Genomic DNA, 26,782 nt, shown 5'->3' on the forward strand with positions numbered 1-26,782 from the left:
ACCGACAGTCAATGACTTTTCGGATGACCGCATACCTATGCAAGCCGCGCTAGCGTGCCATCTCCTCCTTGAGGGCCGCCACGAACGCGTCCACGTCGTCCTCGGTCGTGTCGAAGGAGCACATCCAGCGCACGACCCCTGCGGCCTCGTCCCAGAAGTAGAACCGGAACCGCTTCTGCAGCCGCTCGCTCACATCGTGCGGGAGCTGCGCGAAGACGCCGTTGGCCTGCACCGGGTAGAGGATCTCCACCCCGTGCACCGCGCGTACGCCCTCCGCGAGGCGCTGGGCCATCTCGTTGGCGTGGCGGGCGTTGCGCAGCCACAGGTCCTTGGCGAGCAGCGCCTCCAGCTGCACCGACACGAAGCGCATCTTGGAGGCGAGCTGCATGGACAGCTTGCGCAGGTGCTTCATGTGGCTGACGGCGTCCTGGTTGATGACCACGACCGCCTCGCCGAACACGGCACCGTTCTTCGTCCCGCCCAGGGACAGGATGTCGACGCCGACCGCATTGGTGAAGGTCCGCATGGGGACGTTCAGGGAGGCGGCCGCGTTGGCTATCCGGGAGCCGTCCAGGTGCACCTTCATGCCGTGCGCATGGGCGTGCTCGCAGATCGCGCGGATCTCGTCCGGCGTGTAGAGGGTGCCGAGCTCCGTGCTCTGGGTGATCGAGACGACCTGCGGCATCGCCCGGTGCTCGTCCTCCCAGCCGTACGCCTGCCGGTCGATCAGCTCGGGCGTGAGCTTGCCGTCGGGCGTGGGCACGGTGAGCAGCTTGAGGCCGCCCATGCGCTCGGGGGCGCCGCCCTCGTCGACGTTGATGTGCGCGCTCTCGGCGCAGATCACCGCGCCCCAGCGGTCGGTGACCGCCTGGAGCGCGACGACGTTGGCGCCGGTGCCGTTGAAGACCGGGAAGGCCTCGGCGGTGGAGCCGAAGTGGCTGCGGATGATCCGCTGGAGGTTCTCGGTGTAGTCGTCCTCGCCGTAGGCGACCTGATGGCCGCCGTTGGCCAGCGTCAGGGCGGCCAGCACCTCCGGGTGCGCCCCGGCGTAGTTGTCACTGGCGAAACCGCGGACCTCCGGGTCGTGGTGGCGACGCGCGTCGGTCCTGGGAGGGTTCACGGCTTCTCGGTCAGCCACAGACGGTTTCCGTTCAATTCCGCGGCGGACTTGCTCCAGACGCCCTCGATGGCCTCGGCCAGGTCCTTGACGTCCGTGAAGCCCGCGAACTTCGCGTTGGGGCGCTCGGCGCGCATCGCGTCGTGCACCAACGCCTTCACCACCAGGATCGCAGCCGCCGACGTCGGCCCCTCGGCACCCTCCGAGATCCCGGCCTTGCGGAAGTAGTCGGCCATGGCCAGCGTCCACGCCTCGGCGGCGGCCTTGGCGGCGGAGTACGCGGCGTTGCCCGCGGTCGGCCTGCTCGCGCCCGCCGCGCTGATCAGCACGTACCGCCCCCGCTCGCTGCGCTGCAGCGCCTCGTGGAAGGCGAGGGAGGTGTGCTGCACGGTCTTGACGAGCAGCAGCTCCAGGAAGTCCCAGTCGTCGAGGCTGGTCTTGGTGAAGGTCTCGCTGCCGCGCCAGCCGCCGACGAGGTGGACCAGGCCGTCGACACGGCCGAAGTCCTTCTCGATGTGGGCGGCCCAGTCACGGGTGGACTGCAGGTCGAGCAGGTCCACGGTGTCGCCGGTGACGGTGGCGCCGCCGGACGCGTAGCGGGCCGCGTCCACGGCCTCCGACAGCCGCTCGGCGTCGTTGTCGGCCCCGACGACGGTCGCGCCCGCCTCGGCAAGCCGCAGCAGGGTCGCCCGGCCGGCGGGACCGCCCGCGCCGGCCACCGCGATCACCGCACCGCTGAGAGCCCCGTTCCCCATTTTTCTCGCCTCCGTAGCAGTGTTCTGGACGCGGTCGCTCACGCGGCGACCCGCTCGGCGCTGTCCGCCGTGATGCCCTTGGTCGAGGCGATCACATTCTTCAGCTTCTTCGACAGTGCCTCAAAGAACATGCTCAGCGGAAACTCGTCGGGAAGCACGTCATCGACGAGCCTGCGCGGCGGCAGGGTCAGGTCCAGGGCGTCGGGGCCCTTGGCCCACTTGGAGCCCGGGTGCGGGGCGAGGTAGGTGGAGACCAGCTCGTAGCCGGCGAACCAGTGCACCAGCTTCGGGCGGTCGATGCCGTCCCGGTACAGCTTCTCGATCTCGGCGCACAGCTGGTTGGTGACCTGCGGGGCGCGCTGCCAGTCGATGGTGAGCTTGTTGTTCGTCCAGCGGACGACGTCGTGCTTGTGCAGGTAGGCGAAGAGGAGCTGACCGCCGAGGCCGTCGTAGTTGCGGTTGCGGTCACCGGTGAGCGGGAAGCGGAACATACGGTCGAAGAGGACCGCGTACTGCACGTCACGGGCCTGCGGGACGCCGTCCGCGTCCAGCTTCACGGCCTCCTTGAAGGCGGTGAGGTCGCAGCGCAGCTCCTCCAGGCCGTACATCCAGAACGGCTGGCGCTGCTTGATCATGAACGGGTCGAACGGCAGGTCGCCGTGGCTGTGGGTGCGGTCGTGGACCATGTCCCACAGCACGAAGGCCTCCTCGCAGCGCTTCTGGTCGTGGACCATGGCGGCGATGTCCTCGGGCAGCTCCAGGCCCAGGATGTCCACGGCGGCGTCGGTGACCCGGCGGAAGCGGGCGGCCTCGCGGTCGCAGAAGATGCCACCCCAGGTGAAACGTTCCGGCGCCTCACGGACGGCTATCGTCTCGGGGAAGAGGACGGCGGAGTTGGTGTCGTAGCCCGCCGTGAAGTCCTCGAACGTGATGCCGCAGAACAGCGGGTTGTCGTAGCGGGTGCGCTCCAGCTCGGCCAGCCACTCGGGCCAGACCATGCGCAGGACGACCGCCTCGAGGTTGCGGTCCGGGTTGCCGTTCTGCGTGTACATGGGAAAGACGACCAGGTGCTGGAGGCCGTCCGCGCGGCCCGCGGCGGGCTGGAAGGCCAGCAGCGAGTCGAGGAAGTCGGGCACCTCGAAGCCGCCGTCCGCCCAGCGGCGGAGGTCCTTGACGAGGGCCTGGTGGTAGTCGGCGTCGTGCGGGAGCAGCGGGGACAGCTCCTCGACGGCCTCCACGGCACGGCACACGGCCTGCTCGGCGTCCGCACGGTCCGGGGAGCCCTCGGCGTCGAAGTCGATCGAGCCGTCCTTGGACTGCCATGGCCGGATCTGCTCCACGGCATCCTTGAGCACGGGCCACGACGGGTGCTCAACAACCCTGGTCGCGGGAGGAACCTGCTCCTCCGCACCCACCTGCACAAGAATTTCCGTCATGACCAATCCTCCACGCGTGAACCGAACGGGGGACACCGTAAGCGGACGTGGTTTCTCTCAGCAAGAGCAGTTGCCGAAAATTATTCTGCCGACTTGCATGGTCACCGCTCTTTTTCCTGTCTTAAACCGTGACGACGCTCACTTCCGATATCAACGACCGGCGGCCCACGACCCGCGGCCGACAACCGGCCACCGATCGGATCCAGCCAGTCAATACATGGGGGACTCGCCCACGCCCGGGTGACCGTCCGCGCGGGCACGGGCCAGGCACCAGGCCGGTGCGCCCCACCTGTCACGCCGATCCCGCGTGTACGCGCGGGTTCATCGGCAGACCCGGCCATTAGGCTGCGACCCTGCCGTGTGGACAGCGACGTCCGCGATGCCCGTCCCGCTCCACGCGCGCGCCGAGCCGCCGTCGACGGAAGCGAGTTGAACCTTGAACTTCCTTACCATCGGTCACCGCGGAGTCATGGGCGTCGAGCCCGAGAACACCCTCCGTTCCTTCGTCGCCGCCCAGCAGGCCGGCCTCGACCTGATCGAACTCGATCTGCACCTGAGCAAGGACGGTGCCCTGGTCGTCATGCACGACGCCGAGGTGGACCGCACGACCGACGGCACCGGCCCGATCGCCGAGAAGACCCTCGCCGAGCTGCGTGCCCTGGACGCGGGCCGCGGCGAGCGCGTGCCGGTCTTCGAGGAGGTCCTGGACGCCGTGAAGGCGCCGCTGCAGGCCGAGATCAAGGACGTGGCGGCGGCCCGGGCGCTGGCCGAGGTGATGCACAAGCGGGACCTGGTCTCCCGGGTGGAGGTGTCCTCGTTCCACGACGAGGCGATCGCCGAGATCGCCCGCCTGGTGCCGGGCGTACGCACCGCGCTCATCGCCGGCCGCTACGGGCCGGACGTCGTGGATCGCGCCCTCGAGGCCGGCGCCACGACCGTCTGCCTGAACATCCGGCGCCTGACCCTGGAGGTCGTGGAGCAGGCCCGCAAGGCGGACCTCAGGATCATCGGCTGGGTGGTGAACACACAGGACCATCTGCGGCTCGTACGGGCCCTGCAGCTGGACGGCGCGACGACCGACTACCCGGAGATCAAGCGCACCGGCCGTTTCACGGCGTGACGGTCATGCGAGCTCCTTGACCAGGAGCTCGAACTGCAGGTCGTCGCGCTGCGGAATGCCGAAGCGCTCGTCGCCGTACGGGAACGGGGTCATCCGGCCCGTGCGGCGGTAGCCGCGGCGCTCGTACCAGGCGATCAGGTCGTCGCGTACGGAGATCACCGTCATGTGCATCTCGGTGGTGCCCCAGCTCTCGCGGGCCAGCCGCTCCGCCTCCGCGATGACCACCTTGCCCAGGCCCGCGCCCTGCATCGTGGGGCTGACCGCGAACATGCCGAAGTAGGTGTGGTCACCGCGGTGCTGGAGCTGGCAGCAGGCGACGATCCGGCCGTCCTGCTCGACCGTCAGCAGCCTGCTGTCGGGCGACTTGATGACCTGGAGCACGCCCTCGGGGTCGGTCCGCTGCCCCTCCAGGATGTCCGCCTCCGTGGTCCACCCGACCCGGCTGGTGTCACCCCGGTACGCCGATTCGATCAACGCGACCAGCGCGTCCACGTCGGCGTCGGTGGCGTCACGGAAGGTGGGCGCGGTGGCGGCGGTGTCCATGGGTCGGGTCTCCGAATCTGTTACGCGGCACGGCAGGGACGAGACTAGCGCTGCCGCTAGGCTCCCGGTGCATGGTGCACGTACTCAGCAGCCGGACACTCCTGCGCCCGACCGACCCCGAGCGCTCCCGGGCCTTCTACGGCGAGCAGCTGGGCCTCGCCGTCTACCGCGAGTTCGGCACGGGCCCCGAACGCGGCACCGTCTATTTCCTCGGCGGCGGCTTCCTGGAGCTCTCCGGGCGCTCACAGACTCCACCGCCCCCGGCCGTGCGCCTGTGGCTCCAGGTCCCGGACGTGACGCAGGCGCACGCGGAACTGCTGGCCAAGGGCGTGGAGATCGTCCGCCCACCGGTTCAGGAGCCGTGGGGCCTGATCGAAATGTGGATCACAGATCCCGACGGCACCCCGATCGTCCTGGTGGAGGTCCCGGGCGACCATCCACTGCGGTACCGCCCGGGAATCTAGGCGCGGGCCGACACGGACGGGCCGGATCGTCCTCCGCGGGCGTCAGTGCGGGGTGTGGGTCCAGGTGCGGTCCGTTCTCGTCAGTTCGTGGAAGCCCGCCTTGAGCAGGGTGTCGATCCCGGCCCGGCCGTCGGCGCTTTCGTATGCGAGGAGGCGGTCCACGCCGCACAGCCGCAGCCAGTCGGCCGCGTGGGCGAGGAGGTGGTGCTCCCAGTCCTCTCCATGGCGGCCGGGGTCGATATGGAGGTTGCCGATGTCGGCCAGGCCCTCGGCGCGGGTGTGGCGTTCGGGGCGGGCCAGGGTGGTGTCCACCTCGATGAAGCCCACGGGTGATCCCGCCACGCAGGCGGTGAAGCGCGTGCCGCACTCCCCCAGCGTGCGCTCGACCGTGACGCCCGGGCACGGTTCGGGCCGGGGCAGGTCGGTGAGCCGGGCGAACAGGATCACCTCCGTCGTGCCGGTGTGCCGGAATCCGGCGCGTTCGTAGACGGCCCGGACGTGCGGCCAGTTCCGGGGCAGGCCGTGGACGGCGGGCGCGGGCAGGTCGCCGGAGGCGTGGCGGGTGCGGACGTTCCAGCGGGCGAGCCGGGCCAGGCAGGCGCTCATGAGCAGGTCGGCGGCCGCCTCGGTGTCCGGCCGGTAGGAGGCCGCCGGATGCCACAGGAACCAGCCGATCTCGCCCGCGTCCCGGTAGTCCGGGCCCACCTCGGCGTCGGCGCGGTAGCGCAGCAGGTGCGCTGCGGCGACGACGTGCCTGCGCTGCTCGGCGACCAGCGTGATGCGCTCGCTCACCCACGGGTCGGTGAGGAATTCGTCGGGGCGTCGCTCCAGGCTGCTGAGCACGGTGTTCACGGAGACGGAGACACCGGGGACGACGGCGGCCACATGGGCGTTCATCAGGTCCGTGAGCTGGTCGCGGTCGTCGCGGTGGAAGGGGCGTACCTCGGGCATGCGTGGCCTCCGGTCGGGAACCGTCGTGGGAGGCCGCCATGCGATGCGGTACGGGACGAGCGTACGGCCGTGCCGGCGCGCCGCGCGAGGGGTTTCCCGATGGCCGCTGTCGTACGGCGGGACTAGCGTGCTGAGAGGGGACGGTTCCGCGCCGGGAGGAGTGCCATGAAGTTCGACAAGCCGGTGATCGGCGGACCCTGCTGGACGGAGCTGGGGACGAATGACCTGGAGGGCGCCAAGCGGTTCTACACGGATCTGTTCGGCTGGCTTCCGGAGACGGATCCGCGCCAGGAGGCGGGGGGTTACACGGTCGCGCACATGGGCGACGCGGCGGTCGCCGCCCTCACCCCGCTGTACCAGGAGTCCCAACCGGTCGCGTGGAACGTGTCGTTCGCGGTGGCGGACGCGGACACGGCGGCACGGAAGGTCGAGGAGGCGGGCGGGACCGTGGTCCTCGGCCCGATGGACGTCTTCGACGTCGGCCGCTTCGCCGTGGCCCTGGACCCGACGGGCGCGGCCTTCCAGCTGTGGCAGGCACGCGCGTTCCCGGGTGCCGGGCTGTTCAACGCGCCCGGATCGCTGGGCTGGGTCGAACTCGCGACCCGCGAGACCGACCGGGCACGGGACTTCTACACCACGGTCTTCGGATGGACCGTCAACGCCTCCGAGTGGTACACGCAGTGGGGCATCAGCGGCGAGGACTTCGGCGGGATGGCGGACATGGGCGACCGTTTCCCGCCCGAGGTGCCGCCGCACTGGCTGCCGTACTTCGCGGTCACGGACGTGGACGCGACGGCGCAGGTGGCGGTCGCGGCGGGCGGTTCGGTCCTGGTGGAGCCGAGGTCGATGGGGAACGTCCGGCGCATCGGGGTGCTGCGGGATCCACAGGGCGCGGCCTTCGGGGTGTACGCGCAGACCGACCAGGGCTGACCCGTCCGATGACCGGCGCGTACGCCGAGCACTGCCCGTGCGGGTTGCGCCCGGTGCCGATGCGCCAAGGCGGATCTCAGACGGGCAGCGCGCCGACACGGCCCTCGAGTCGGCTCAGCAACTCGGCCAGCAGGCCCGCCAGTTGCCCCTGTCCCTCGGGGGCGAGCACCGACAGTACGGCCGTCTCGTAGGCCAGTTGCTCGGGGAGGATGCTGTCGACGAGGTCGCGGCCGTTGTCGGTGAGGCGGACATGGGCGACGCGCCGGTCGCGGGTGTCGCCGCGGCGTTCGACGAGGCCGCGCTCGGTCAGGTGCTTGAGGCGCTTGGTGACGGCGGCGCCCGAGGAGAAGGTCTCCCGGGCCAGCTCGCTGGGGGTCAGTTCGTGGCCGGTGCGGCGCAGCGCGCCGAGCAGGTCGAACTCGGACCGGCTGAGGCCGGCGCGGCGCAGCGGGGCGTCCTCGGCCTGTTGCAGGAGGGCGGCGCAGCGATTGATGCGGCCGATGACCTCCATGGGCCCGGTGTCCAGCTCGGGGTGGACGGACTGCCACTGCCGGACGACCACGGCGACGGTGTCCCCCCTCCCCGCGTCGTTGCCGGCCGCCGGTCGTCCGTTCGTCGCCGTCATGGCCGTACGTCCTCCGTTGTCGTTGTCGACTGCGCAGTCTCCGTAGCCTTCGTACCGGCACGGGACCGCGGCCCCGTGCGTCGTACCGTCGCGGCGAGCGTACGGTGTCCGGCTTGCTCGACGAGCACGACCCGCTCCTGGGGGAGGGCACGTTGCCACCACTCGCCGGACGCGGCGTCGGCCGTGGCGCGCAGTTCGGCCAGCGCGGCGACGAGTCCGCGGCGGGCCGACTCCAGGGTCCGGGGCGCCGGATGCGGCTCGGCCAGGAGGCGTGCGGCGTGCTCGCGGGCCCGTTCGACGGCGGTCAGCGCCTGCTCGACGCGGTCGCCGGCCCGCCGGTTGGTGACGGCCACGGCCGCGACGAACCCGACCAGCGCGCCGACGAGGGTGTCCGCAATCCGCTCGGTGATCAGCCGGCCGGAGTCCTGCGTCCGGGCGAATTCGGTGATCAGCAGGGCCATCGGGGTGACGCAGACGCTGCCGAGCCAGTAGTTGCGGCCGATCAGGGCCTCGGCGCCGAAGTTGAAGGCCAGGCAGCACGGCACGAGCGCCGCGGGACGGAGATGGGCGAGAGGGACGACCGCGGCGAAGACGAGGACCCCGACGAGGTTGCCGACGACCCGCTGGACGCCCCGGCTCCAGGTGAGGGTGACATTGGCCTGGTAGAGGGAGGCCGCGGTGACCAGGGCCCAGTAAGGGCGGCCCACGCCGAGGGCGAGGGAGGCGTATCCGGCGAGGGCGCAGCCCAGGGCGGTGCGGGCGGCGATCGGGGTGAGCGGGCCGAGCCCGCGCCACGGCTAAGGGCGCGGGGCGGCGAGTTCGGCGTCCACGCCGAGGAGTTCGTCGGCGGGCTCCTCCGGGTGGTCGGCGCGTGGGGTGTGTCCGGTGCCGCGCAGGTCTCGGGCCCAGGCGCGCAGCCGCTCGGGGTCCGCGTCCGCGGGTGCGGCGAGGGCGGCCTCGGCACGGACGAGGAGTTCGAGAGCACGGCGGGTGGGGTCGGGGCGGGCGCCGGTGGCGAGCAGTGACTGCGAGGCGGCCTGCACGGCCGTGGCCGCGGCGGCTCGGGCCCGGGCATGGCCGTCGGCGGTGCCGCGCGTGGCGGCATGCGCGGCGGCGGCGTCCAGGGCGTGGGCGGTGGCGCGGCGCTCGGGGCCGTGCGGGCGGACCAGCCCCGGCGCCATGCCGACCAGCCAGGCCCAGCCGCCCGCCGCCAGCGCCGGCCCCGTGTGGCCGGGCACCTGACCGAGGGTCTGCGGGGCGAAGAGCGAGGCGGAGCTGATGAAGGTCAGCACCACGTTTCCGGGCGGGCCGATGCGACCGGCGTCGCACAGCGCCTTCTGCACGGCGGCCATGAGCGCGCCGACGGTGACCAGGACGACGGCGTCGGTGGTGAGCGAAGCCGTGACCAGGGCCACGGCGAGCCCGCCGACCATGCCGAGCACCACCAGCGCCAAGGCGCGGGCCCGCGCGGCGTACGGGCGGTTGTGGCCGTACAGCGCGCACAGGGACCCGGCCATCGTGTACATCGCGAGGTCGAGTCTGCCGAGCGCCGGCAGGGCGAGACTGGGCGGGGCCACCACGCTGAGCGGGCTTGAACCAGATGTCCGAGGGCCGGCCGAGGCGCAGCACCCCTGCGAGAGGAAGACGGAGAAAGGTCGCACTGCGCACACTGCCCATATCATCAATTTAGCATGTGTTTTATCAGTGAAACATCTGCAGCCCGCTCCCGCGGGACCACCCGCACCCCTTCTCACCTGCCGTGCTCCGCCGAACGCTCCCCGTGTACCCCTTTGCGCTTGCGTGCGCGCCGCATGTCGCGGGCATCCCAACCTCGACGGATCGTGAAGCGCAGAGCGGGGAGGTGCGCGTGCACGGACCGGCTTCGCCCGGCTGGCTGCTGGTCGCGCTGTGTGCGGCGACCGGTGCGTACTGTCTGCTGCGGATGCGCAGCAGCGTCGAGGAGCAGCGGCGCGCCGCGGGCGGCGAGGCGCTGATGGGGTTCGGCATGGCCGCGATGGCCGTACCGGCGGCGGTGTTCACCCCGCCGTCGTGGATGTGGCCGGTGTACGCGGTGGTGTTCGGCGCGGCCGCGCTGCGCGCCCTGTGGGCCGCGCGTGGTCATCCGCACCATCTGCACCACTTGATGGGCACCGCGGCGATGGTCTACATGGCGGTCGTGATGGCCGGCTCCCCGGAAGCTCATCACCATGCGCACGGCGACACCGGAGTGCCCATGGTGACGGGGCTGCTGCTCGTCTACTTCACCGGATATGTCCTGTTGTCCGGCATACGGCTGATCCCCGGCACAGTGGCGGGATCCACCGGGGCCGTCGCCGGATGGGGGGACCGGCCGGAGTTGGCCCGTGCGTGCCGGCTGTCGATGGGGATCGGGATGCTGGCGATGCTGCTCACGCTCTGACCGGTGCCGCGGTGCGGTGCGGCGTATGAAAGCGTTGTCTGTGTCACTTTGCCGCGACGGGCCGTATCCGCGGGTGGCCCGCCGCTCGTAGGCTGTTGTTCATGATGGTCCCCGTGGCACTGCTGCTGCTCGGCGCCCTGACCGCCGTCGTCGGTCCCCGGCTGCTCGCCCGGGCCGACTGGCCGGACCGTGAACCGGTGGTGGCGCTGTGGATGTGGCAGTGCGTCGTGGCAGCCGTACTGCTGTGCTGTGCGCTGTCCATGACCCTGAGCGCGGCGGCGGCCTGGCAGGCGGTGCGCGGGCATGTGTTCGCGCCGGCTCCGAGCGCTGTCGTGGATGCGTACGGCCTCGGCTCGACCGGCCCCTGGGCCGCGGCGACCGCGGTGGCGCTCGCCTGCGGCGGGCTGTGGACCGGGGCGATGCTGGTCCGTGAGATCGTACGGGCCGGGGCGCGGCGGCGCCGTCGGCGGGCCGAACTCCTGGTGCGCGCTCCGCTGTTGCCGGGCGAGGAGCCGGCGAGCGGACGGCTCGTGGTGCTGGAGGGAGAGCGGCCGGGCGCTTGGTGGCTGCCCGGCGCCGCACCTCAACTCGTCATCACCACGGCCGCGTTGCGCCGCCTGAAGGGGCGGCAACTGGACGCCGTGCTCGCCCACGAGCAGGGTCACGCACGGGCCCGGCACGACTGGCTGCTGCACTGCTCGGACGCGCTCGCGAGCGGATTCCCGCAGGTCCCGGTGTTCGCCGCGTTCCGCGACGAGATGCACCGGCTGGTCGAGCTGGCCGCCGACGACGTGGCCTCCCGCCGCTTCGGCCGGCTGACCATCGCACTGGCGCTGGTCGAACTCAACGAGGACCGGGGTGTGTTCGGCCCCGGCGCCACCTCTCAGGCCAACGTCCCGCAGCGGGTGCACCGGCTGCTCACTCCCCCGGACCGGCTGACCGCGATGCGCCGCCTGAGGCTGACGGCGGCAGCTGCGCTCGTGCCGGTGATCCCGGTGCTGGTGACACTCGTCCCGGGGCTGCGCGCGCTCAGCTGAGACACCGAAGAGGCCCCGGGGTTGACCTCCCGCCGCACGCGTCGGAGAAGATCACGGCATGCGCAGCCAGACCCGCCCGGCCGTCCTCGCCATCACCGCTCTGACCGTGCTCTGTGCGGCACTGCTGACCCTGGTCACCGTCGAGTGGCGTCCCCTGATGACCTTGGACGGGCACGTCGCCCGCACCACCCATCGCTGGGCGGTCGCCGAACACGGCCTCACGCACACCTTCCGCATCCTCACGGACTGGGTGTGGGACCCGCTGACCATGCGTCTGGTGGCCGCGGCGGCCGCGCTGTGGCTGGTGTGGCGCCGCTCGGCGTGGCGGACGGCGCTGTGGCTGGAGGGCGTCTGCGCGCTGGCCACGGTGGTGCAGCAGGCGCTGAAGGCGGCTGTCGGCCGCCCGCGCCCGGTCTGGCCGGACCCCGTCGACTCCGCCCGTTACGCGGCCTTCCCCTCCGGTCACGCGATGACCGCCACGGTGGTGTGCGGCCTGCTGCTGTGGCTGCTGCACCGCTTCGGCGCCGGGCGCGCTCTGTGGCGTACGGCGCTCACGGTGGCGGTGGTCTCCGTCGTCGGGGTCGGTCTGACCCGGGTGTGGCTGGGGGTGCACTGGTTCTCGGACGTGGTGGGCGGGTGGCTGCTGGGGGCGCTGGTGGTGGCCGTGGCGGTGGTGGCGTACGAGGGGCCGCTGGGCGGCCGGCCATCACTTTCTGGGGCACTCCCGAGTTCTGGGGCACTGCGCCGTCCGCTCCGCCGGACCGACGCGCACCGGAGCGCGGCCATGCGCTGGACGGCCCCCCGGTAGGGTCCGGCACATGGTTGCCGTCCTCTTCGACTTCTCCGGGACCCTCTTCCGCATCGAGTCCACCGAGTCATGGCTGCGGGCTGTACTGGCCGAGACCGTCTTCAGCCTTTCCGAGCCGGAACTGACCGAGACCGCACGGGCGTTGGAGACTGCCGGCGCGCTGCCGGGCGGGGCGTTCCCGGTCGAGCTGCCCGAGGAACTCGCCGAGGTGTGGGCGGTGCGCGACGAGAGCGCCGAGTCGCACCGGGCCGCGTACACGGGCCTGTCCCGCCGGGTCCCGCTCCCCGACCCCGCGCTGCACGACGCGCTTTACGAGCGGCACATGTCCCCCACCGCATGGTCCCCGTACCCCGATGCCGCCGAGGTGCTGCGGACGCTCCACGAGCGCGGGATCGGGGTCGGCATCGTCAGCAACATCGGCTGGGACCTGCGCCCGGTGTTCCGCGAGCACGGGCTCGACCGATACGTGGACGCTTACGTCCTGTCGTACGAACACGGCGTCCAGAAGCCGGACCCGCGGCTGTTCTCCGCCGCCTGCGAGGCGCTCGGTGCCGATCCGCGGGACGTGCTGATGGTCGGTGACAGCCGCCCCGCGGACGGTGGTGCGACCGCGCTGGGCTGCCAGGTGCACTTCGTGGACCACTTGCCGTGCGCCGAGCGGCCGGACGCGCTGCTGCCGGTGCTGGACCTGATGGGCCGACCCGCCCCCGTACGAAGGAAAAAGCCGTCCGCCTGAGACGATCCCCCGCGTCGCCCCAGACGGACGGCAGCCCTGAGTGGACCCGAGCAGAAACCGGGCCTGCTGCGTTGAGTATAGTTGGCTGGCAGCCAGTCAACGCAGGAGTTACAGGATGTCCCCGCGCAGCGCCTCGGTCAATGAAGAGTTGCGCCGACGTTCCCGGGAGCGGCTCCTGCAGGCCGCGGTCGAACTGGTCAGCGAGCACGGTTTCGAGGCCACGACCTTGGGTGACATCGCGGACCGGGCGGGTTCGGCGCGCGGACTGGTGTCGTACTACTTCCCCGGCAAACGCCAGCTGGTGCAGTCCGCGGTGCACCGGCTGATGCACCGGACGCTTCAGGAGGCCCTGGAGCGCGAACCGCGCACCGAGGACGGCCGGGAGCAGCTGGCCAGGGCCATCGACGCGATTCTGGGGCTGGCCCGCGACCGGCCCGTGCTGATGCGGCAGCACATGGCCGGACTCCTGCAGGCCCAGGGGTTCGTGCAGTGCCCGGAGCAGCGGCGCCTGTCGGAGCTGCTCATCGACACCGTCGCCCGGTACGGCTCCCAGGACGTCGCGACCGACTACCCGATGCTGCGCGCGCACCTCATGGGCGCCGTGTACGCGGCGCTGATCCCCGGAGTGCCGATGCAGATCCCCGTTCTGCGGGCGGAGCTGTTCAAGCGCTATCGGCTCGACTGGGAGCTGGGCACGCCGCCCGGGACCGAGCCGCCCGGCGGGACGTGCGACAAGGATCTGTCGCGGTTCTTCGCAACAGACGACCGGCCCGAGTGACCGGACCGGCCGTCAGCGCCGTGCGTGACCGGGCGTCAGCAGCCCCGCGTCCCGCGCCTGGGCGATGAGCCGGAGCGACCTGCGGCGACTGTGCCCGGTCGCGCACATCACCGCGAGGACGGGGTCGAGCCCCTCGTCCCGGGCGGCGCGGTACTTCTCCGCGACGAGCCGGCGCCCCTCGACGCCCCGCGGCCAGGCGGGGCGGGCCCGACTCGGGCCGAGCGGCCTGGCGTGGTGGATGCCGTACGCCGTCCCTGTCCCGGCAACCGTCTCCGTGGCGGCATTCGTCTCCAGCCCGGATTCCGTCTCCGCCCTGGCGTTCGTCCCCGCCCTGGCTTTTGTCTCCATGCCGCACGCCTCGAACAGTGGTGTCTCGATCCAGTCGGCGAGGACCGTCAGGTCGGCAAGGGAGAGGGCGGGCTGGGCCCTGACGTCCTCGATGGACACGCTTCCCCCGGTCACCACGGCCAGCGCGTCGACCCGGGCGCCGTCGGTGAAGGCCAGCAGGACATGGAACCAGGACGTGCGCTCCCCGCGCTCCCGCACCGCCCACGCGGGCTGAACGGTCACCACGCCGCCCTCCGCGCAACGGGCGGAAAGATTAAGAAAGGATGCGTCTAGCACACACGGAACGTAACCGCATGATCACAATCCATACGAATGGACACGCGTCCCATCACCCGCCTGCACCCTGTCAGCGGAGCCCTCGCGGTGCAATGCTGGAGCCACCAGCGATCTCCTCCGGCCTTCCGGGGAAGGGGTTCCGCCGTGTTGCGTGTCGCCGTTGTCGGCTCCGGGCCGAGCGGGTGCTACACCGCCCAGAGCCTGATCCAGCAGGACTCCGAGGTGCGAGTCGACGTCCTGGACCGACTGCCGTGCCCGTACGGTCTGGTGCGCTACGGCGTGGCACCGGACCACGAGAAGATCAAGTCGCTGCAGGGAAACCTGCGGACGGTCCTGGAGCACGACCGGGTGAGATTCCTCGGTGGCGTGCAGATCGGCGGCCCCCGCGGGCTGCCCGTGGACCGGCTGCGGGAGCTGTACCACGCGGTGGTGTACTGCGTGGGCGCCGCGACCGACCGGCACCTGGGCATTCCCGGCGAGGATCTGCCGGGCAGCTGGTCGGCCACCGAGTTCGTGTCCTGGTACAGCGCCCACCCCGACTCCGCGCCGGCGGACTTCGTCCATGAGGTCAGGTCGGCCGTGGTGATCGGCGTGGGCAATGTCGCGGTGGACGTCACGCGGATGCTGGCCCGCGGGGCGGCGGAGCTGAGCCCCACCGACATGCCGCAGGCGGCGCTGACGACACTGGCGGCGAGCCGGGTGACCGATGTGCACATGGTGGGCCGGCGCGGCCCCTCGCAGGCCCGCTTCACCACGAAGGAGCTGCGCGAGCTGGGCGGCCTGCCCGACACCGAAGTCGCCGTCGACCGCGCCGAGTTGGCACTGGACCCGGCCTACAGCGACCCCTCGGGACTGCCCGCGCCGCAGCGCCGCAACGTGGAGGTGCTGCGCGGCTGGGCGGACCGGCCGCCCGGGGACGCGGCACGCCACATCGGGCTGCGCTTCTTCCTGCGCCCCGTCGAACTCCTCGCCGAGGAGGGGCGGGTGGGCGCGGTGCGCTTCGAGCGGACCGTGCCGGACGGGCACGGCGGGGTGACCGGCACGGGCCGTTTCGAGGACATCGAGGCGCAGTTGGTGCTGCGCTCGGTGGGATATCGCGGAGTGCCGCTCGCGGGGCTGCCGTTCGACGCGCGCACCGGCACCGTGCCGAACGAGGAGGGCCGTGTCGTGCGTGACGGCCTCACCTCCCAGGGCGAGTATGTGTCCGGGTGGATCAAGCGCGGTCCGACCGGCGTCATCGGCACCAACCGCCCCTGCGCCAAGGAGACGGCGACGTCGCTGCTGGCGGACGCGCCCGTCCTCGTACGCCGGGACGTGCCGGCGGACCCCGTCGCGGCGCTGCGGGCGGCGGGGATCGAGCCGGTCGCGTGGGCGGGCTGGCAGGCCATCGAGCGGGCCGAGGCGGAACTCGGGGCGTCGCTGGGCCGGAGCGTGGTCAAGCTGGCCGACTGGGACTCGCTGCTGACGGCGGCACGGACGGCGGCCCCGTAGCCGGGCCGGTTCGCGAGGTGCGCGGCCCGGTCGCGGCGATTTCGCCGGTTCAGCCGTCGTCCCCGAGGCGGACCGCCTGTCTGTCGGCGGCGGCGAGGAGGGTGTCGAGAAGTCCCGGGAAGAGATGTTCCAGGTCCTCCCCGCGCAGGCCGTTCATCTTGGCCGTGCCCCGGTAGACCTGCCGGATCACTCCGCTCTCGCGCAGCACCCGGAAGTGGTGCGTGGTCGTGGACTTGGTGACCGGCAGGTCGAAGTGCGAACACGACAGCTCGCCGCCGTCGGTGGCGAGATCGCGCACGATCCGCAGCCGCAGCGGATCGGAGAGCGCGTGCAGTACGGCCTCCAGCCGGATCTCCTCACGGCTCGGATGCGGAAGCGCGCGACCCGTCGCGTCGGTGCTACTGGTCGCCCTGGTGTTACTGGTCATGGCGGCGGCTCCACTTCGGCTGATCGGAATCACCATTGTACGAGGACCATCGTAGTTTGACATCTACCGTACTACGATGCCTATCGTATGAGCCTGCCACTTGTCCCGTGACGAATGGAGTCCGCCGTGAGCGCGCTCTTCGAGCCCTACACCCTGCGCGAAGTGACCATCCCGAACCGGGTCTGGATGCCCCCGATGTGCCAGTACTCGGCCGCCCCCGAGGGCCCGCTGACCGGTGCCCCGCACGACTGGCACTTCGCCCACTACGCGGCCCGCGCGACCGGTGGCACCGGTCTGATCGTCGTCGAGGCCACGGCCGTCTCCCCCGAGGGCCGGATCTCGCCGTACGACCTGGGCCTCTGGAACGACACGCAGGCCGAGGCGTTCCGCCGGATCACGGGCTTCCTGGCCGCGCAGGGCACGGTGTCCGCGATCCAGCTCGCGCACGCCGGCCGCAAGGCGTCCACGGACCGTCCCTGGAAGGGCGGCGCACCGGTCGGCAGCGAGGCGCACGGCTGGCAGCCGCTGGCGCCGAGCCCGGTCGCGTTCGACGACAGTCATCCGGTGCCGGACGAGTTGACGGTGGATCGGATCCGGGAGATCGTCGAGCAGTTCGCGGCCGCCGCCCGCCGCGCCCTCGACGCCGGCTTCGAGATCGTCGAGATCCACGGTGCCCACGGCTATCTGATCAACGAGTTCCTCTCCCCGCACTCCAACCACCGCACCGATGCGTACGGCGGCTCGTACGAGAACCGCACCCGTTTCGCCCTGGAGGTCGTGGACGCCGTACGGGCGGTGTGGCCGGACGACAAGCCGCTGTTCTTCCGTATCTCCGCGACCGACTGGCTGGAGGAGAGCGGCTGGTCCCCGGACGACACGGTCCGCTTCGCGGGCGAACTGCACGCCCACGGCGTCGACCTGCTCGACGTCTCCACCGGCGGCAACGCCTCCGGTGTCCGGATCCCCGTCGGCCCCGGCTACCAAGTCCCCTTCGCCGCCCGGGTGAGGGCCGAGACCCCGATGCCGGTCGCCGCCGTGGGCCTGATCACGGATGCCGAGCAGGCGGCGAAGATCGTGGCCAACGGCGAGGCGGACGCGGTCCTGCTGGGCCGCGAGCTGCTCCGCAACCCGTCCTGGCCGCGGCTGGCGGCACGCGAACTCGGGGGCGAGGTGCGGGTGCCGAAGCAGTATCACCGGTCGGTGTGACGTAATCACCGGTCGGTGTGACATGCGCGCTAGAGGCGGCTCAGCATGAGGGAGAGCGCGTTCGTGGCGTCGCTGCGGTTCTGGGTCGGGGTGCCGCCGCGGGTGACGTACGTCCGCACCATGTAGCGCCCTTTGCGGCCGGTGAGATACGTGTAGTAGGCGTCCGCCGGCCGGCCGTTCTCGTCGGCGACCAGGTGGCCCTCCTCCCCCACCACCTCGTCGAAACCCGTCAGCCCCGGGACGTCGACCTCGTGGACGCCCTCCCACCGCGCCTTGCTCGCGGCTTCCTTCTCCGTCGGACACCGTTGCACGTCCGAGCGCAGCCGAGCCACGTCCGCCTGAGCGGAGCTCGCGTTCCGGAAGACCACGACCGTCGAGTTCGCAAAGACCGTGTTGTCCTTCTTCTGGACGCCGCGCTGCAGGACGGCCAGCGCGTTCCCGATCGGCTGCGTCACGTAGTTGCAGTCGGGATCGGTCACGCCCTCGGACTTTTCCTCGTTCTCGTAGTGATCGCTCCGGGTGAAACCGGATCCCCAGTCCGCGGGGGTCAGCGCCACGCGTCTCGTCACCTCGCGAGCCGACGCGACGGTCCCGATGTCCTGTTTCGTCCCGCCCTTGCCGCCCCCGGACTCCATCACGAACACCACCACGATGCCGACGACGACCGCGAGCACCGCGACGACGCGCGCGGGCGCGCCACGCCACCAGGATCGCCCGGCGGCGGGAGGCGGAGGCGGCGGTGGCGGCGGTCCGGGCTCCGGCACTCCGTGCAGCGGACCGGGCGGCGGGCCGGACGGTGGTTGGGCGCTCACATACGTCCTCTACCACCCGTGAGGCAAAGGCCGCGCTGCCGGACGGAGAGATCACCTGACTGACCGGGCCAGCTCCCGCTGATAGTCCGCATACGCGGTGCGCAGGGCCTGACCCGGCCAGTCGGCGGGTAGGAGCCCCGGGGGCAGGACGGGGTCGGCGAGCAGATGGCGTACGACCGCGGCGAAGGCGGTCAGCAGGTCGGCCGGGCGGTGGGACTCGGTGACATGGGCGAGCAGCGCGCGGGCGGTGGCGGCCCAGGCGTCGAGCGGCCACAGGCGGGCGGCCAGCTCGTGCGCGGAACCCTCGGGGCGGGCGCGGTAGGACTGGGCGACCCGCTCCAGTTGGTCCGGCAGGGAGCGGACCAGGTTGGCGGGCCGCAGCCACACGCCCTCGCGGAGTTCGGCCAGGCGCAGGGCGGTCAACCGGGTGCGCAGTTCGGCGCGTTCGGCGGGGCCGCGGCCGGTCGCGGTGATCACCACCATCTCCCAGTCGCCCTCCCACGCGCGCGTGCGGGGGTGCACCGCCTCGTCCTGGCGGCGCTGGCGGACCAGCAGCCGGTCGCTGAGCCCGTAGACCGCGTCCGTGCGCCGCAGGTCGCCGACGGCCACCATCCGGCTGAGCGCGGCCCTCAGGGTGGAGCCGCCGACCCCGAAGGGCTCCACCAGCCGCACGAGGTCCTTCACCGGAAGCTCCGGCGGATGCGTGCCCAGCAGCAGGCTCAGCACGACCGATCGCGCGGACAGCGGCCGCACGTCGGCCTCACCGGGCTGCACTGACACGTTCATCCGCATGGGCACGTACTGTACGTGCGCCTTCTTGTTGCATCATTGCTACAGCCGCAGGAAGAGTGCAACATGGCCACATGGTCTCGACACCCGCACAGCCGCAGCCGCAGTACGCCACCCACGACGTCACCAACCAGGCCTCTCCCCTGGCTCCCTACGACGCCTCCGAGGACCAGGCCCTCCTCGAGGGGCTGCGCCGCGAGGGGGCCGGCTGGGCCGAGGAGGACCTACGGCGCCTCGGCCTGAGCGCCGGCAGCGCCCAGGCGCAGGAGTGGGGTGAACAGGCCAACCGGCACGAGCCCGAGCTGCGCACCCACGACCGGTACGGCAACCGGATCGACGAGGTGGAGTTCCACGCGAGCTGGCACCACCTGATGCGGGTCGCGGTCGCCGAGGGGCTGGCCGGCGCGCCGTGGGCGGACGCCCGGCCGGGCGCGCATGTCGCCCGTACCGCGGGCGGGCTGGTGTGGGGTCACACCGAGGCAGGACACGGTTGTCCGACGTCGATGACGTACGCGGCCGTCCCCGCGCTGCGCGCCCAGCCGGAGCTCGCCAAGGTCTACGAACCGCTGCTCACGAGCCGCGAGTACGAGCCGGGGCTGCGGGTGCCCAGCGAGAAGCGAGGGCTGCTCGCTGGCATGGGCATGACGGAGAAGCAGGGCGGCTCCGACGTCCGTACGAACACCACCGTGGCCACGCCCACCGCCGAGCCCGGTGTGTACACGCTGCGCGGGCACAAGTGGTTCACCTCGGCGCCCATGTGCGATGTGTTCCTGGTGCTGGCCCAGGCTCCGCAGGGACTGTCCTGCTTCCTGGTGCCGCGCATCCTGCCCGACGGCACCCGGAACACGTTCCGGATCCAGCGACTGAAGGACAAGCTGGGCAACCGGTCCAACGCGTCCTCCGAGCCGGAGTTCGACGGGACCGTGGCCTGGCTGGTGGGTCCCGAGGGCCGGGGTGTGAAGACGATCATCGAGATGGTCAACTGCACTCGGCTGGACTGTGTGATGTCCTCGGCGACGCTGATGCGCAAGACGCTCGTCGAGGCGGGCCACCACGCGCGGCACCGCAGTGCGTTCGGCACGCGGTTGATCAAGCAGCCGCTGATGCGAAACGTCCTGGCCGATCTCGCGCTGGAGTCGGAGGCCGCCACCACACTCACGCTGCGGCTCGCCGGGGCGGCCGACCGGGCGGTGCGCGGGGACGCCGGGGAGCAGGCCTTCCGGCGGATCGCGACCGCGGTCGGCAAGTACTGGGTGACCAAACGGGGCCCGGCCTTCACGGCGGAGGCCCTGGAGTGCCTGGGCGGCAACGGCTATGTCGAGGACTCGGGCATGCCCCGCCACTACCGGGAAGCCCCCCTGCTGTCGATCTGGGAGGGGTCGGGGAACGTCAACGCGCTCGACGTGCTGCGGGCGCTCGGCCGCGAGCCCGGCACCGCGGAGGCCCTGTTCGCCGAACTCGCCCTGACACAGGGGGCGGACACGCGGCTGGACGCGGCCGTGGCCCGGCTGAAGGACCAGTTGGCCGAAACCGATCAGACCGGCGCCCGCCGCATGGTGGAGCTGATGGCCCTGGCCCTCCAGGCCTCCCTCCTCGTGCGGCACGCTCCGCCCGCGGTCGCCGACGCCTTCTGCGCGAGCCGGCTCGGCGGCGACTGGGGGCACGCCTTCGGCACGCTGTCCGGCGCGGCCGACCTCGACGCGATCCTGGAGCGGGCGCTGCCCGGCGGAAACTGATCCCTCCCGCCGTGCGCGCGCTCCGTGGCCGGTGACAGCCGACGGATCGCACACAGTCGCCGCGCGACTCCGCTTCGTTGTCGGTGCCGTGGTGCAGACTCGCGATCAGGTGGCAATCGCCTGGGGAGGACAACGTGTTCACGGGGATCGACGAGGTCGACTGGGCTTCGCTGCGGCACGCGTACGGCAGCGCGGAGGACGTGCCCGCACTGCTGCGGGGACTCGCCTCCGTGGACCCGGCCGAGCGGGAGATCGCGCTCGACGGGATGTACGGCTCGGTGCACCACCAGGGGAACGTGTACGACTCGACGCTGGCCTGCGTGCCGTTCCTGTTCGGGCTCATGGCCCGCGCGGAGGTGCCGGACCGGGGCGGCATAGTCGAACTGCTGGTGAGCATCGGCGAGGAGTGCGCCAAAGGCAGCCGCGCGCCGGCGCGCACCGCGGTGCGCGCGCGGCGCGGAGGCCTTCGTCGCGCTGGCCGGCGACCAGGACGCCGGGGTGCGGCGGGCGGCACCCGGGGCGCTCGTACGGTTCCTGGACGAACCGGCACGCGTGCTGGACCTGTTACGCCAGCGGCTCACGGTCGAGCGGGACGGCCGGGTGCTGCTGGCCCTGACCGAGGGCCTCGGCCAGTTCGTACGGCGCCACCCCGGGCACGCCGCCGCGGCGGTGGACCTCCTGACCGCGCAGAGCGCTCCGCCGTACCACCCCGGCCTGCGCCTCGCCGCGCTCGGCCAGCTCGCGCTCGGCGCGCCGGACCGGCTCCCGGCCGATCTGGTCCCCACGGTGGTGCGGCTGCTCAGGGACAGGTCCGAGCAGCGTCGCGGCGGGCCGGACCGGGCCGAGACGGACACGCTGGTGGGCCGGATACGGCGACTGCGCCCGTCGGACGAGGAGGGCTCGCACCTGCTGCGGACGCTCCACACCGCCCTCGGCGGCCGGGTGGCCGACCGGATCGCCCTGCTCAGCGGGCAGTTGACCAGCCCGGACCCGATCGACCGGTGCAACGCGGTGTGGATGTCGGCGGCGCTGTTCCGCGAGTGGCGCGCCGACCATTCCGAGCCGGTCGCGCTGATCGGCGCCCAACTGTGGGCGGAGCAGGACCAGGTGCGGGACGCCTCGGTGTCCGTCCTGTCGGAGCTGTTCGAGCTGGCCGCGCCCGCCGCCGACGACCTCGCCGCGCTGCTGACCGAGCGGCCCGGACTGCGGGTCCACCGGTGGGAGCGCGGGGCACCGACGCTGGGCGGCCCGCTCAAGGCCCTCGCCAGAAGCGGCGATCCGCGGGCGGTGCCGCTGCTGGCCGAGGTGCTCGCGGGGCCGGCCGTACCCGACGACCTCGGACATGTGGTCGTCCACCTCGGCGGGTCCGCGGCTCCACTGGCTCCCGCGCTGCGCCGCGGGCTCGCTCGGGTGGCCCTCGACTCCCCCGACGTCACCGACCGTGCCGTACCGCTGCTGTCGGCGCTCCGGGCCCTGGGCCACACGGAGGCCGTCCCGGAGGTGCTGCGGCTGGTGCGCGGCACACCGGGCGGCCCCGGGCCCGGGGAGGCCGTGGTGGCGAACGCGGTCCGCACCCTGGGGTCGTTCGGGCCGGCAGCGCGCGCGGCGGTGCCGGACCTGCGGCGGTTGCTGAACACCGGGTGCGCGGCCGTCGCGGCGGGAGCGCTGTGGTCGGTGGAGCGAGACGTTTCCGCCGTACTCGCCGTCCTCTTACGGGAGTTGGCGCACGAACAGCCCGGCCGCCGACGCGCGGCCGCCGCGGAGCTGGCCCGGCTCGGTCCCGAGGCCCGCCCGCGCTGCCCGCGCTGCGCGGCATGACCGAGTCGGACCGGCTCTGGGAGCGGACGTCCGCCGCGTGCGCCTGCTGGCGGATCGGCGGTGACCCCGAGCCCGTGCTCCCGGTCCTCCGTTCCGCCTGGGCGGAGAACCCCCGCACGCGCGCCACGACGGCCGCCCTCCTCGCCGAGATGGGCCCCACGGGGGCGCCGCTGTGGGACCTGGTGACCAGGGAACTCACCACCCCTCGCCGCCACACGGCCCGCACGGGCGGCTACGGCAGCCACGACATCCTGAAGGACGAGAGGCTGTTGAGGAGGTGCCGCGAGGTGTTGGGGGCCGGGTAGCGGCGCGGCGGGGTGGTGGCGTTCGCGCGCGCCGGCACTGCACAGTCCGGCTGACCGGGGTCAGCCCGTCATCCGGCCCCACTGGGGGCCCAGGCGTGCCCACTCCGCGTCCCATCGGTCCATGCGGAGTCGTTCCAGGCGGCCGCGCAGGGCGCGGCCGGCGATGAAGGGGACGACCGCCGCGCTCACACCGCCCAGGGTGCCTGTCAGGCCGGCGCGGAGGTGGGCCTGGGAGGCGGTGGCGGGCCTGGTGACGAGGTGGCCCCGCGGGTCCGTCCAGACGGTGACCGGTGTGCCGGCCCTGCTGCCGGGCGCGACCCGCGCCTGGCCGGTGTGCAAGGAGCCGTCGGCCACGGTCCAGCGCACCTTCGCCCACACCCGCTCGCCGCCCGTGGCGCCGCTGCCCGACGTGGCGGAGCCCGGCGCCTTCCCGATGACCCGCGCCACGACGGGCCGCCACTCCAGCCGTTCCCGGGCCAGCCCCTGCTCGACGGAGCGGGCCGTCACCAGACCGGCGAGCACCCCGGCCAGGACGGTGAGCCCCCAGGCACCGAGCAGCACCCAGGCCTCCACCATGTCGGCACGACGCCTGAGCGGGTTGCGCCGCCAGCGCCACAGCCACACCTTCGGACCACGGAACGCCCTCAACGGCATCCTCCTCGACGAGCGCACGGACAGGCCGGACCGCCCTCCCATACGGGAGAGGTCCTCTCGTTGCTCAGGGCGAGCCCCCGTCCCGACGGTCGCACGAGAGTCACCGCTCGCGCAGGCTTCTGCCGGAACATGCGCTCCGGAATTCCGCGACAGGCCGACACCAGCCCTCCGACCTGCGACGACGCGGCTTCCATGGGTCGTTGTCAGTGCCGGGGTGCACACTGGCCGATGTCTGAAAACTTTTCGTGACAAAGACGTCCCGGAGGTGGTCGGCATGACCGAGGTACTGCTCGCCGTGGGCACCCGCAAGGGTCTGTTCATCGGGCGGCGGCGGGGAGGGTCCTGGGAGTTCGACGAGAGTCCCTACTTCAACGCACAGGCCGTCTATTCGGTGGCCCTCGACACCCGCGGCAGCACCCCGCGGCTGCTGGCCGGGGGCGACAGCGCGCACTGGGGCCCGTCCGTGTTCCACTCCGACGACCTGGGCCGCACCTGGACCGAGCCGTCCCGGCCGGCCGTCAAGTTCCCCCAGGACACCGGCGCCTCGCTGGAGCGGGTCTGGCAGCTGCACCCGGCCGCCGCCGAGCCGGACGTGGTCTACGCGGGCACGGAACCGGCCGCCCTTTACCGCTCGGAGGACCGGGGGGAGAGCTTCGAGCTGGTGCGTCCTCTTTGGGAGCACCCGACCCGCTCCCAGTGGGTGCCGGGCGGCGGCGGTGAGGGCCTGCACACGGTGCTCACCGACGCGCGCGACCCGAACGCGGTGACGGTGGCCGTCTCCACGGCCGGGGTGTTCCGCACCACGGACGGCGGAGCGAGCTGGGCGCCGTCCAACTCCGGTGTCTCCGCGGTGTTCCTGCCGGATCCGAACCCGGAGTTCGGCCAGTGCGTGCACAAGGTCGCCAAGGACGCGGGCAACCCGGACCGGCTGTATCTGCAGAACCACTGGGGTGTGTACCGCAGCGACGACACGGGCGCGCACTGGACGGACATCGGCGAGGGTCTGCCGTCGACGTTCGGTTTCGCGGTGGCCGCCCATCCACACCGCGCCGACACCGCGTACGTCTTCCCGATCAACGCCGATGCCGACCGGGTGCCCGCCGACCACCGCTGCCGGGTCTTCCGCACGGCGGACGCGGGCAAGAGCTGGGAGCCGCTGTCGGCCGGACTGCCGGCGGAGGACCACTACGGCACGGTGCTCCGGGACGCCCTGTGGACGGACGACGCGGACCCGGCGGGCGTGTACTTCGGCAACCGCAACGGCGAGGTGTACGCCTCGGCGGACGACGGCGACAGCTGGCAGCAGCTGACCTCTCATCTGCCGGACGTGCTGTGCGTGCGGGCCGCGGTCGTCGGATGAGGTCAACTGCCGCGAGGAAAGGGGGTTCCGGTCATCCGGGTCGGCGGTTCGGTCAAGCTCGGTCGGACTGTGACCACCGCTTGATCGTCACCCTGTGTACGGCAGTAGGGTGACGCCCGTGGCACCACGACCTTTGCATGAAATTGTCGAAGCTGGCTGGGCGAAGGCCCTGGAACCCGTCGCCGGACGGATCGCCGAGATGGGCGACTTCCTGCGCACGGAGATCTCCGCCGGACGCACCTATCTACCGGCCGGAGCGAACGTTCTGCGGGCCTTCCAGCAGCCCTTCGACGACGTACGCGTCCTGATCGTCGGCCAGGACCCGTACCCGACACCGGGACACGCGGTGGGGCTGTCGTTCTCCGTCGCACCCGAGGTCCGTCCGCTGCCCCCCAGCCTGATCAACATCTTCCGGGAGCTCAACACCGATCTGGGCCTGCCGCAGCCGTCCAACGGTGATCTGACGCCCTGGACGCAGCAGGGTGTGCTGCTGCTCAACAGGGCGCTCACCACGGCCCCGCGCAGCCCGGGGGCGCATCGCGGCAAGGGCTGGGAGGAGGTCACCGAGCAGGCCATCCGCGCGCTGGCCGGGCGCGGCAAGCCGCTGGTGTCCATCCTGTGGGGCCGCGACGCCCGTAATCTGCGGCCGCTCCTCGGCGCTCTGCCGTCGGTGGAGTCCTCCCATCCCTCGCCCATGTCGGCCGATCGTGGCTTCTTCGGCTCGCGCCCGTTCAGCCGGGCCAACGACTTCCTGGTCCAGCAGGGGGGACAACCGGTGGACTGGCGCCTGCCGTGACCGGCGGCACGGGGGACGGATCCGGCTTCCTGGCCGTCGACTCGGGAGGCTCCGGTCTCCGTGCCGTGGTCGGCGTCGCAGGCCGGGGGCCCTCGGCCCAGCGGGAGTCCGGGGAGCCGGTGCGCACCGGTGCGCGGGGGATCGATCCCGGCCATCTGCTGGAGCAGCTCCTGCCCATGGTCCGTGGCCTGGCCGCCGAGACCGGGGTGAGCGGGCTGGACACGGCTGTCGTGGGCGCCGCGGGGTTCGCCACCCTGGGCGAGGCGTTGCGTGCCGAACTGCCGGCTGCGCTGGCCCGGGAGCTCGGCGTGCGGACCGTCGTGCTCGCCGCCGACGCCGTCACGGCCTATGTCGGAGCCCTGGGACCGTGCCCCGGTGCGGTGGTCGCCGCCGGTACGGGTCTGGTGGCGATCGGCACCGATCTGACCTGCTGGCGGCGGGCGGACGGCTGGGGTCATCTGCTGGGCGACTGCGGGAGCGGGGCCTGGATCGGGCGGGCCGGTCTCGAGGCGGCGCTGCGCGCCCACGACGGGCGGGACGGCGGCTCCGTACGGCTGCTGACCTGCGCCGAGGAGCAGTTCGGCCCGGTGACGGGGCTTCCTGGCCTGCTCTACCCGCGTTCCGACCGACCCGCGGTCCTCGCCTCCTTCGCGCCCAGGGTGGCCGCCTGTGCGGACGGGGACCCGGTCGCGGCCGGCATCCTGCGTGCGGCGGCCCGGCACATGGCCGAGTCCGTCGCCGCGGTGTGCCCGGCGGCGGGTGAGCCCCGGATCGCGCTCACCGGTGGCCTGTTCAAGCTGGGTGACCCGCTTCTCGTACCCCTCGGAGAGGAGTTGGCGAGGCGGCTGCCGCACGCGCTGCGGGTCCCGGCCGAGGGGGACCCGTTGCACGGCGCCGTACGGGTCGCGACCGATCTCGCGGCGGGTCGGCTCACTCTGCCGAGTGAAGAGACGATGTTGTACATCGTGACCGGAAAACGTGATTGATCCTCTTGGTGGCGCAACTGTCCCCCACGTGGCCCGATCACTTCTGATTCGCGCGTAAC

Annotated in this window: 25 protein-coding genes and 2 pseudogenes; 15 read left to right on the top strand and 12 right to left on the bottom strand. The window is 72.2% G+C overall.

Translation table 11 applies throughout. From position 1 onward, the window contains the following. Positions 1–49: 49 nt before the first annotated feature. The 3 genes from N8I87_RS05170 to N8I87_RS05180 are packed head-to-tail and all read right to left on the bottom strand — an operon-like array spanning position 50 to position 3,308. The gene (locus N8I87_RS05170) at positions 50–1,120 is read right to left on the bottom strand and encodes a threonine aldolase family protein (RefSeq protein ID WP_263205883.1); all 1,071 of its coding nucleotides are present in this window, start codon (positions 1,118–1,120) and stop codon (positions 50–52) included. After that, positions 1,117–1,872: an SDR family oxidoreductase gene (locus tag N8I87_RS05175; RefSeq protein WP_263205884.1), complete on the bottom strand. Its 756-nt coding sequence runs from the start codon at positions 1,870–1,872 to the stop codon at positions 1,117–1,119. Before N8I87_RS05175 ends, N8I87_RS05170 begins: the two co-directional genes overlap by 4 nt. A 38-nt stretch (positions 1,873–1,910) precedes the next feature. After that, a complete protein-coding gene (locus tag N8I87_RS05180; protein ID WP_263205886.1) occupies positions 1,911–3,308 on the bottom strand; it encodes a DUF6421 family protein in 1,398 nt (465 codons plus the stop codon). A gap of 436 nt (positions 3,309–3,744) precedes the next feature. On the opposite strand from N8I87_RS05180, the gene N8I87_RS05185 reads away from it, so the two are divergent. After that, positions 3,745–4,428, top strand: coding sequence for a glycerophosphodiester phosphodiesterase (locus N8I87_RS05185; RefSeq protein ID WP_263205888.1), 684 nt, complete (start codon positions 3,745–3,747; stop codon positions 4,426–4,428). A gap of 3 nt (positions 4,429–4,431) precedes the next feature. Here N8I87_RS05185 and N8I87_RS05190 read toward each other — a convergent pair whose 3' ends face one another. After that, positions 4,432–4,971, bottom strand: a complete 540-nt coding sequence (locus N8I87_RS05190) for a GNAT family N-acetyltransferase (RefSeq protein ID WP_263205889.1) — start codon at positions 4,969–4,971, stop codon at positions 4,432–4,434. A gap of 71 nt (positions 4,972–5,042) precedes the next feature. Between N8I87_RS05190 and N8I87_RS05195 the strand changes: the two genes are divergently transcribed. Then, positions 5,043–5,435, top strand: coding sequence for a VOC family protein (locus N8I87_RS05195; RefSeq protein WP_263205891.1), 393 nt, complete (start codon positions 5,043–5,045; stop codon positions 5,433–5,435). A 42-nt stretch (positions 5,436–5,477) separates the two neighbouring features. Here N8I87_RS05195 and N8I87_RS05200 read toward each other — a convergent pair whose 3' ends face one another. Continuing rightward, a complete protein-coding gene (locus N8I87_RS05200) occupies positions 5,478–6,386 on the bottom strand; it encodes a GNAT family N-acetyltransferase (protein WP_263205893.1) in 909 nt (302 codons plus the stop codon). Between the two features lie 165 nt (positions 6,387–6,551). On the opposite strand from N8I87_RS05200, the gene N8I87_RS05205 reads away from it, so the two are divergent. Further along, on the top strand, positions 6,552–7,316 hold the full coding sequence (locus N8I87_RS05205) for a VOC family protein (RefSeq protein ID WP_263205895.1): 765 nt from the start codon (positions 6,552–6,554) through the stop codon (positions 7,314–7,316). Between the two features lie 76 nt (positions 7,317–7,392). On the opposite strand, the gene N8I87_RS05210 is transcribed toward N8I87_RS05205, so the two are convergent. After that, a complete protein-coding gene (locus N8I87_RS05210) occupies positions 7,393–7,941 on the bottom strand; it encodes a MarR family winged helix-turn-helix transcriptional regulator (RefSeq protein ID WP_263205897.1) in 549 nt (182 codons plus the stop codon). Further along, positions 7,938–9,618: pseudogene (locus tag N8I87_RS05215) on the bottom strand (FUSC family protein). Before N8I87_RS05215 ends, N8I87_RS05210 begins: the two are co-directional and overlap by 4 nt. A gap of 190 nt (positions 9,619–9,808) precedes the next feature. Here N8I87_RS05215 and N8I87_RS05220 point away from each other — a divergent pair. From N8I87_RS05220 to N8I87_RS05240, 5 genes are all read left to right on the top strand, one after another. Further along, positions 9,809–10,360, top strand: coding sequence for a DUF5134 domain-containing protein (locus N8I87_RS05220; protein WP_263205900.1), 552 nt, complete (start codon positions 9,809–9,811; stop codon positions 10,358–10,360). Positions 10,361–10,461: 101 nt separating this feature from the next. Further along, positions 10,462–11,397, top strand: a complete 936-nt coding sequence (locus N8I87_RS05225) for a M56 family metallopeptidase (protein ID WP_263205902.1) — start codon at positions 10,462–10,464, stop codon at positions 11,395–11,397. A 58-nt stretch (positions 11,398–11,455) separates the two neighbouring features. Next, positions 11,456–12,205: a phosphatase PAP2 family protein gene (locus tag N8I87_RS05230; RefSeq protein WP_263205904.1), complete on the top strand. Its 750-nt coding sequence runs from the start codon at positions 11,456–11,458 to the stop codon at positions 12,203–12,205. Positions 12,206–12,215: 10 nt separating this feature from the next. Beyond that, positions 12,216–12,941, top strand: a complete 726-nt coding sequence (locus tag N8I87_RS05235; RefSeq protein ID WP_263205906.1) for an HAD family hydrolase — start codon at positions 12,216–12,218, stop codon at positions 12,939–12,941. A 115-nt stretch (positions 12,942–13,056) separates the two neighbouring features. Further along, a complete protein-coding gene (locus tag N8I87_RS05240) occupies positions 13,057–13,719 on the top strand; it encodes a TetR/AcrR family transcriptional regulator (protein ID WP_263205908.1) in 663 nt (220 codons plus the stop codon). 12 nt (positions 13,720–13,731) lie between these two features. Here N8I87_RS05240 and N8I87_RS05245 read toward each other — a convergent pair whose 3' ends face one another. After that, entirely contained in the window at positions 13,732–14,289 is a 558-nt protein-coding gene (locus tag N8I87_RS05245; protein WP_263216304.1) for a DUF6214 family protein, read from the bottom strand. 198 nt (positions 14,290–14,487) lie between these two features. On the opposite strand from N8I87_RS05245, the gene N8I87_RS05250 reads away from it, so the two are divergent. Beyond that, the gene (locus N8I87_RS05250; protein WP_263205910.1) at positions 14,488–15,834 is read left to right on the top strand and encodes an FAD-dependent oxidoreductase; all 1,347 of its coding nucleotides are present in this window, start codon (positions 14,488–14,490) and stop codon (positions 15,832–15,834) included. A gap of 49 nt (positions 15,835–15,883) precedes the next feature. Here N8I87_RS05250 and N8I87_RS05255 read toward each other — a convergent pair whose 3' ends face one another. After that, positions 15,884–16,261: an ArsR/SmtB family transcription factor gene (locus N8I87_RS05255; RefSeq protein WP_263205912.1), complete on the bottom strand. Its 378-nt coding sequence runs from the start codon at positions 16,259–16,261 to the stop codon at positions 15,884–15,886. Between the two features lie 126 nt (positions 16,262–16,387). Between N8I87_RS05255 and N8I87_RS05260 the strand changes: the two genes are divergently transcribed. After that, positions 16,388–17,467, top strand: a complete 1,080-nt coding sequence (locus N8I87_RS05260; protein ID WP_263205914.1) for an NADH:flavin oxidoreductase/NADH oxidase — start codon at positions 16,388–16,390, stop codon at positions 17,465–17,467. 29 nt (positions 17,468–17,496) lie between these two features. Here N8I87_RS05260 and N8I87_RS05265 read toward each other — a convergent pair whose 3' ends face one another. Further along, positions 17,497–18,279, bottom strand: coding sequence for a hypothetical protein (locus N8I87_RS05265; protein ID WP_263205916.1), 783 nt, complete (start codon positions 18,277–18,279; stop codon positions 17,497–17,499). A 51-nt stretch (positions 18,280–18,330) separates the two neighbouring features. After that, the gene (locus N8I87_RS05270) at positions 18,331–19,071 is read right to left on the bottom strand and encodes a PaaX family transcriptional regulator C-terminal domain-containing protein (protein WP_263205918.1); all 741 of its coding nucleotides are present in this window, start codon (positions 19,069–19,071) and stop codon (positions 18,331–18,333) included. A 71-nt stretch (positions 19,072–19,142) separates the two neighbouring features. Between N8I87_RS05270 and N8I87_RS05275 the strand changes: the two genes are divergently transcribed. Both N8I87_RS05275 and N8I87_RS05280 read left to right on the top strand, forming a co-directional pair. Beyond that, positions 19,143–20,804 carry a DNA alkylation response protein gene (locus tag N8I87_RS05275; RefSeq protein WP_263205921.1) on the top strand — a complete coding sequence of 554 codons (1,662 nt, stop codon included), beginning with the start codon at positions 19,143–19,145 and terminating at the stop codon, positions 20,802–20,804. A 134-nt stretch (positions 20,805–20,938) separates the two neighbouring features. Next, positions 20,939–22,927, top strand: a pseudogene (locus N8I87_RS05280) (HEAT repeat domain-containing protein). Between the two features lie 60 nt (positions 22,928–22,987). Here N8I87_RS05280 and N8I87_RS05285 read toward each other — a convergent pair. Further along, positions 22,988–23,575 (bottom strand): Rv1733c family protein, encoded by a 588-nt coding sequence (locus N8I87_RS05285; protein ID WP_438829309.1) that lies wholly within the window; start codon positions 23,573–23,575, stop codon positions 22,988–22,990. 280 nt (positions 23,576–23,855) lie between these two features. Between N8I87_RS05285 and N8I87_RS05290 the strand changes: the two genes are divergently transcribed. The 3 genes from N8I87_RS05290 (at position 23,856) to N8I87_RS05300 (ending at position 26,723) form a co-directional block, all read left to right on the top strand. Continuing rightward, positions 23,856–24,941, top strand: coding sequence for a WD40/YVTN/BNR-like repeat-containing protein (locus N8I87_RS05290; RefSeq protein ID WP_263205924.1), 1,086 nt, complete (start codon positions 23,856–23,858; stop codon positions 24,939–24,941). Positions 24,942–25,059: 118 nt separating this feature from the next. Next, positions 25,060–25,737, top strand: a complete 678-nt coding sequence (locus N8I87_RS05295) for a uracil-DNA glycosylase (RefSeq protein ID WP_263205927.1) — start codon at positions 25,060–25,062, stop codon at positions 25,735–25,737. Continuing rightward, positions 25,734–26,723 (top strand): N-acetylglucosamine kinase, encoded by a 990-nt coding sequence (locus tag N8I87_RS05300; protein WP_263205929.1) that lies wholly within the window; start codon positions 25,734–25,736, stop codon positions 26,721–26,723. Before N8I87_RS05295 ends, N8I87_RS05300 begins: the two co-directional genes overlap by 4 nt. Positions 26,724–26,782 lie beyond the last annotated feature (59 nt).

The organism is Streptomyces sp. HUAS 15-9 (genome assembly GCF_025642155.1).
Taxonomy (GTDB): domain Bacteria; phylum Actinomycetota; class Actinomycetes; order Streptomycetales; family Streptomycetaceae; genus Streptomyces.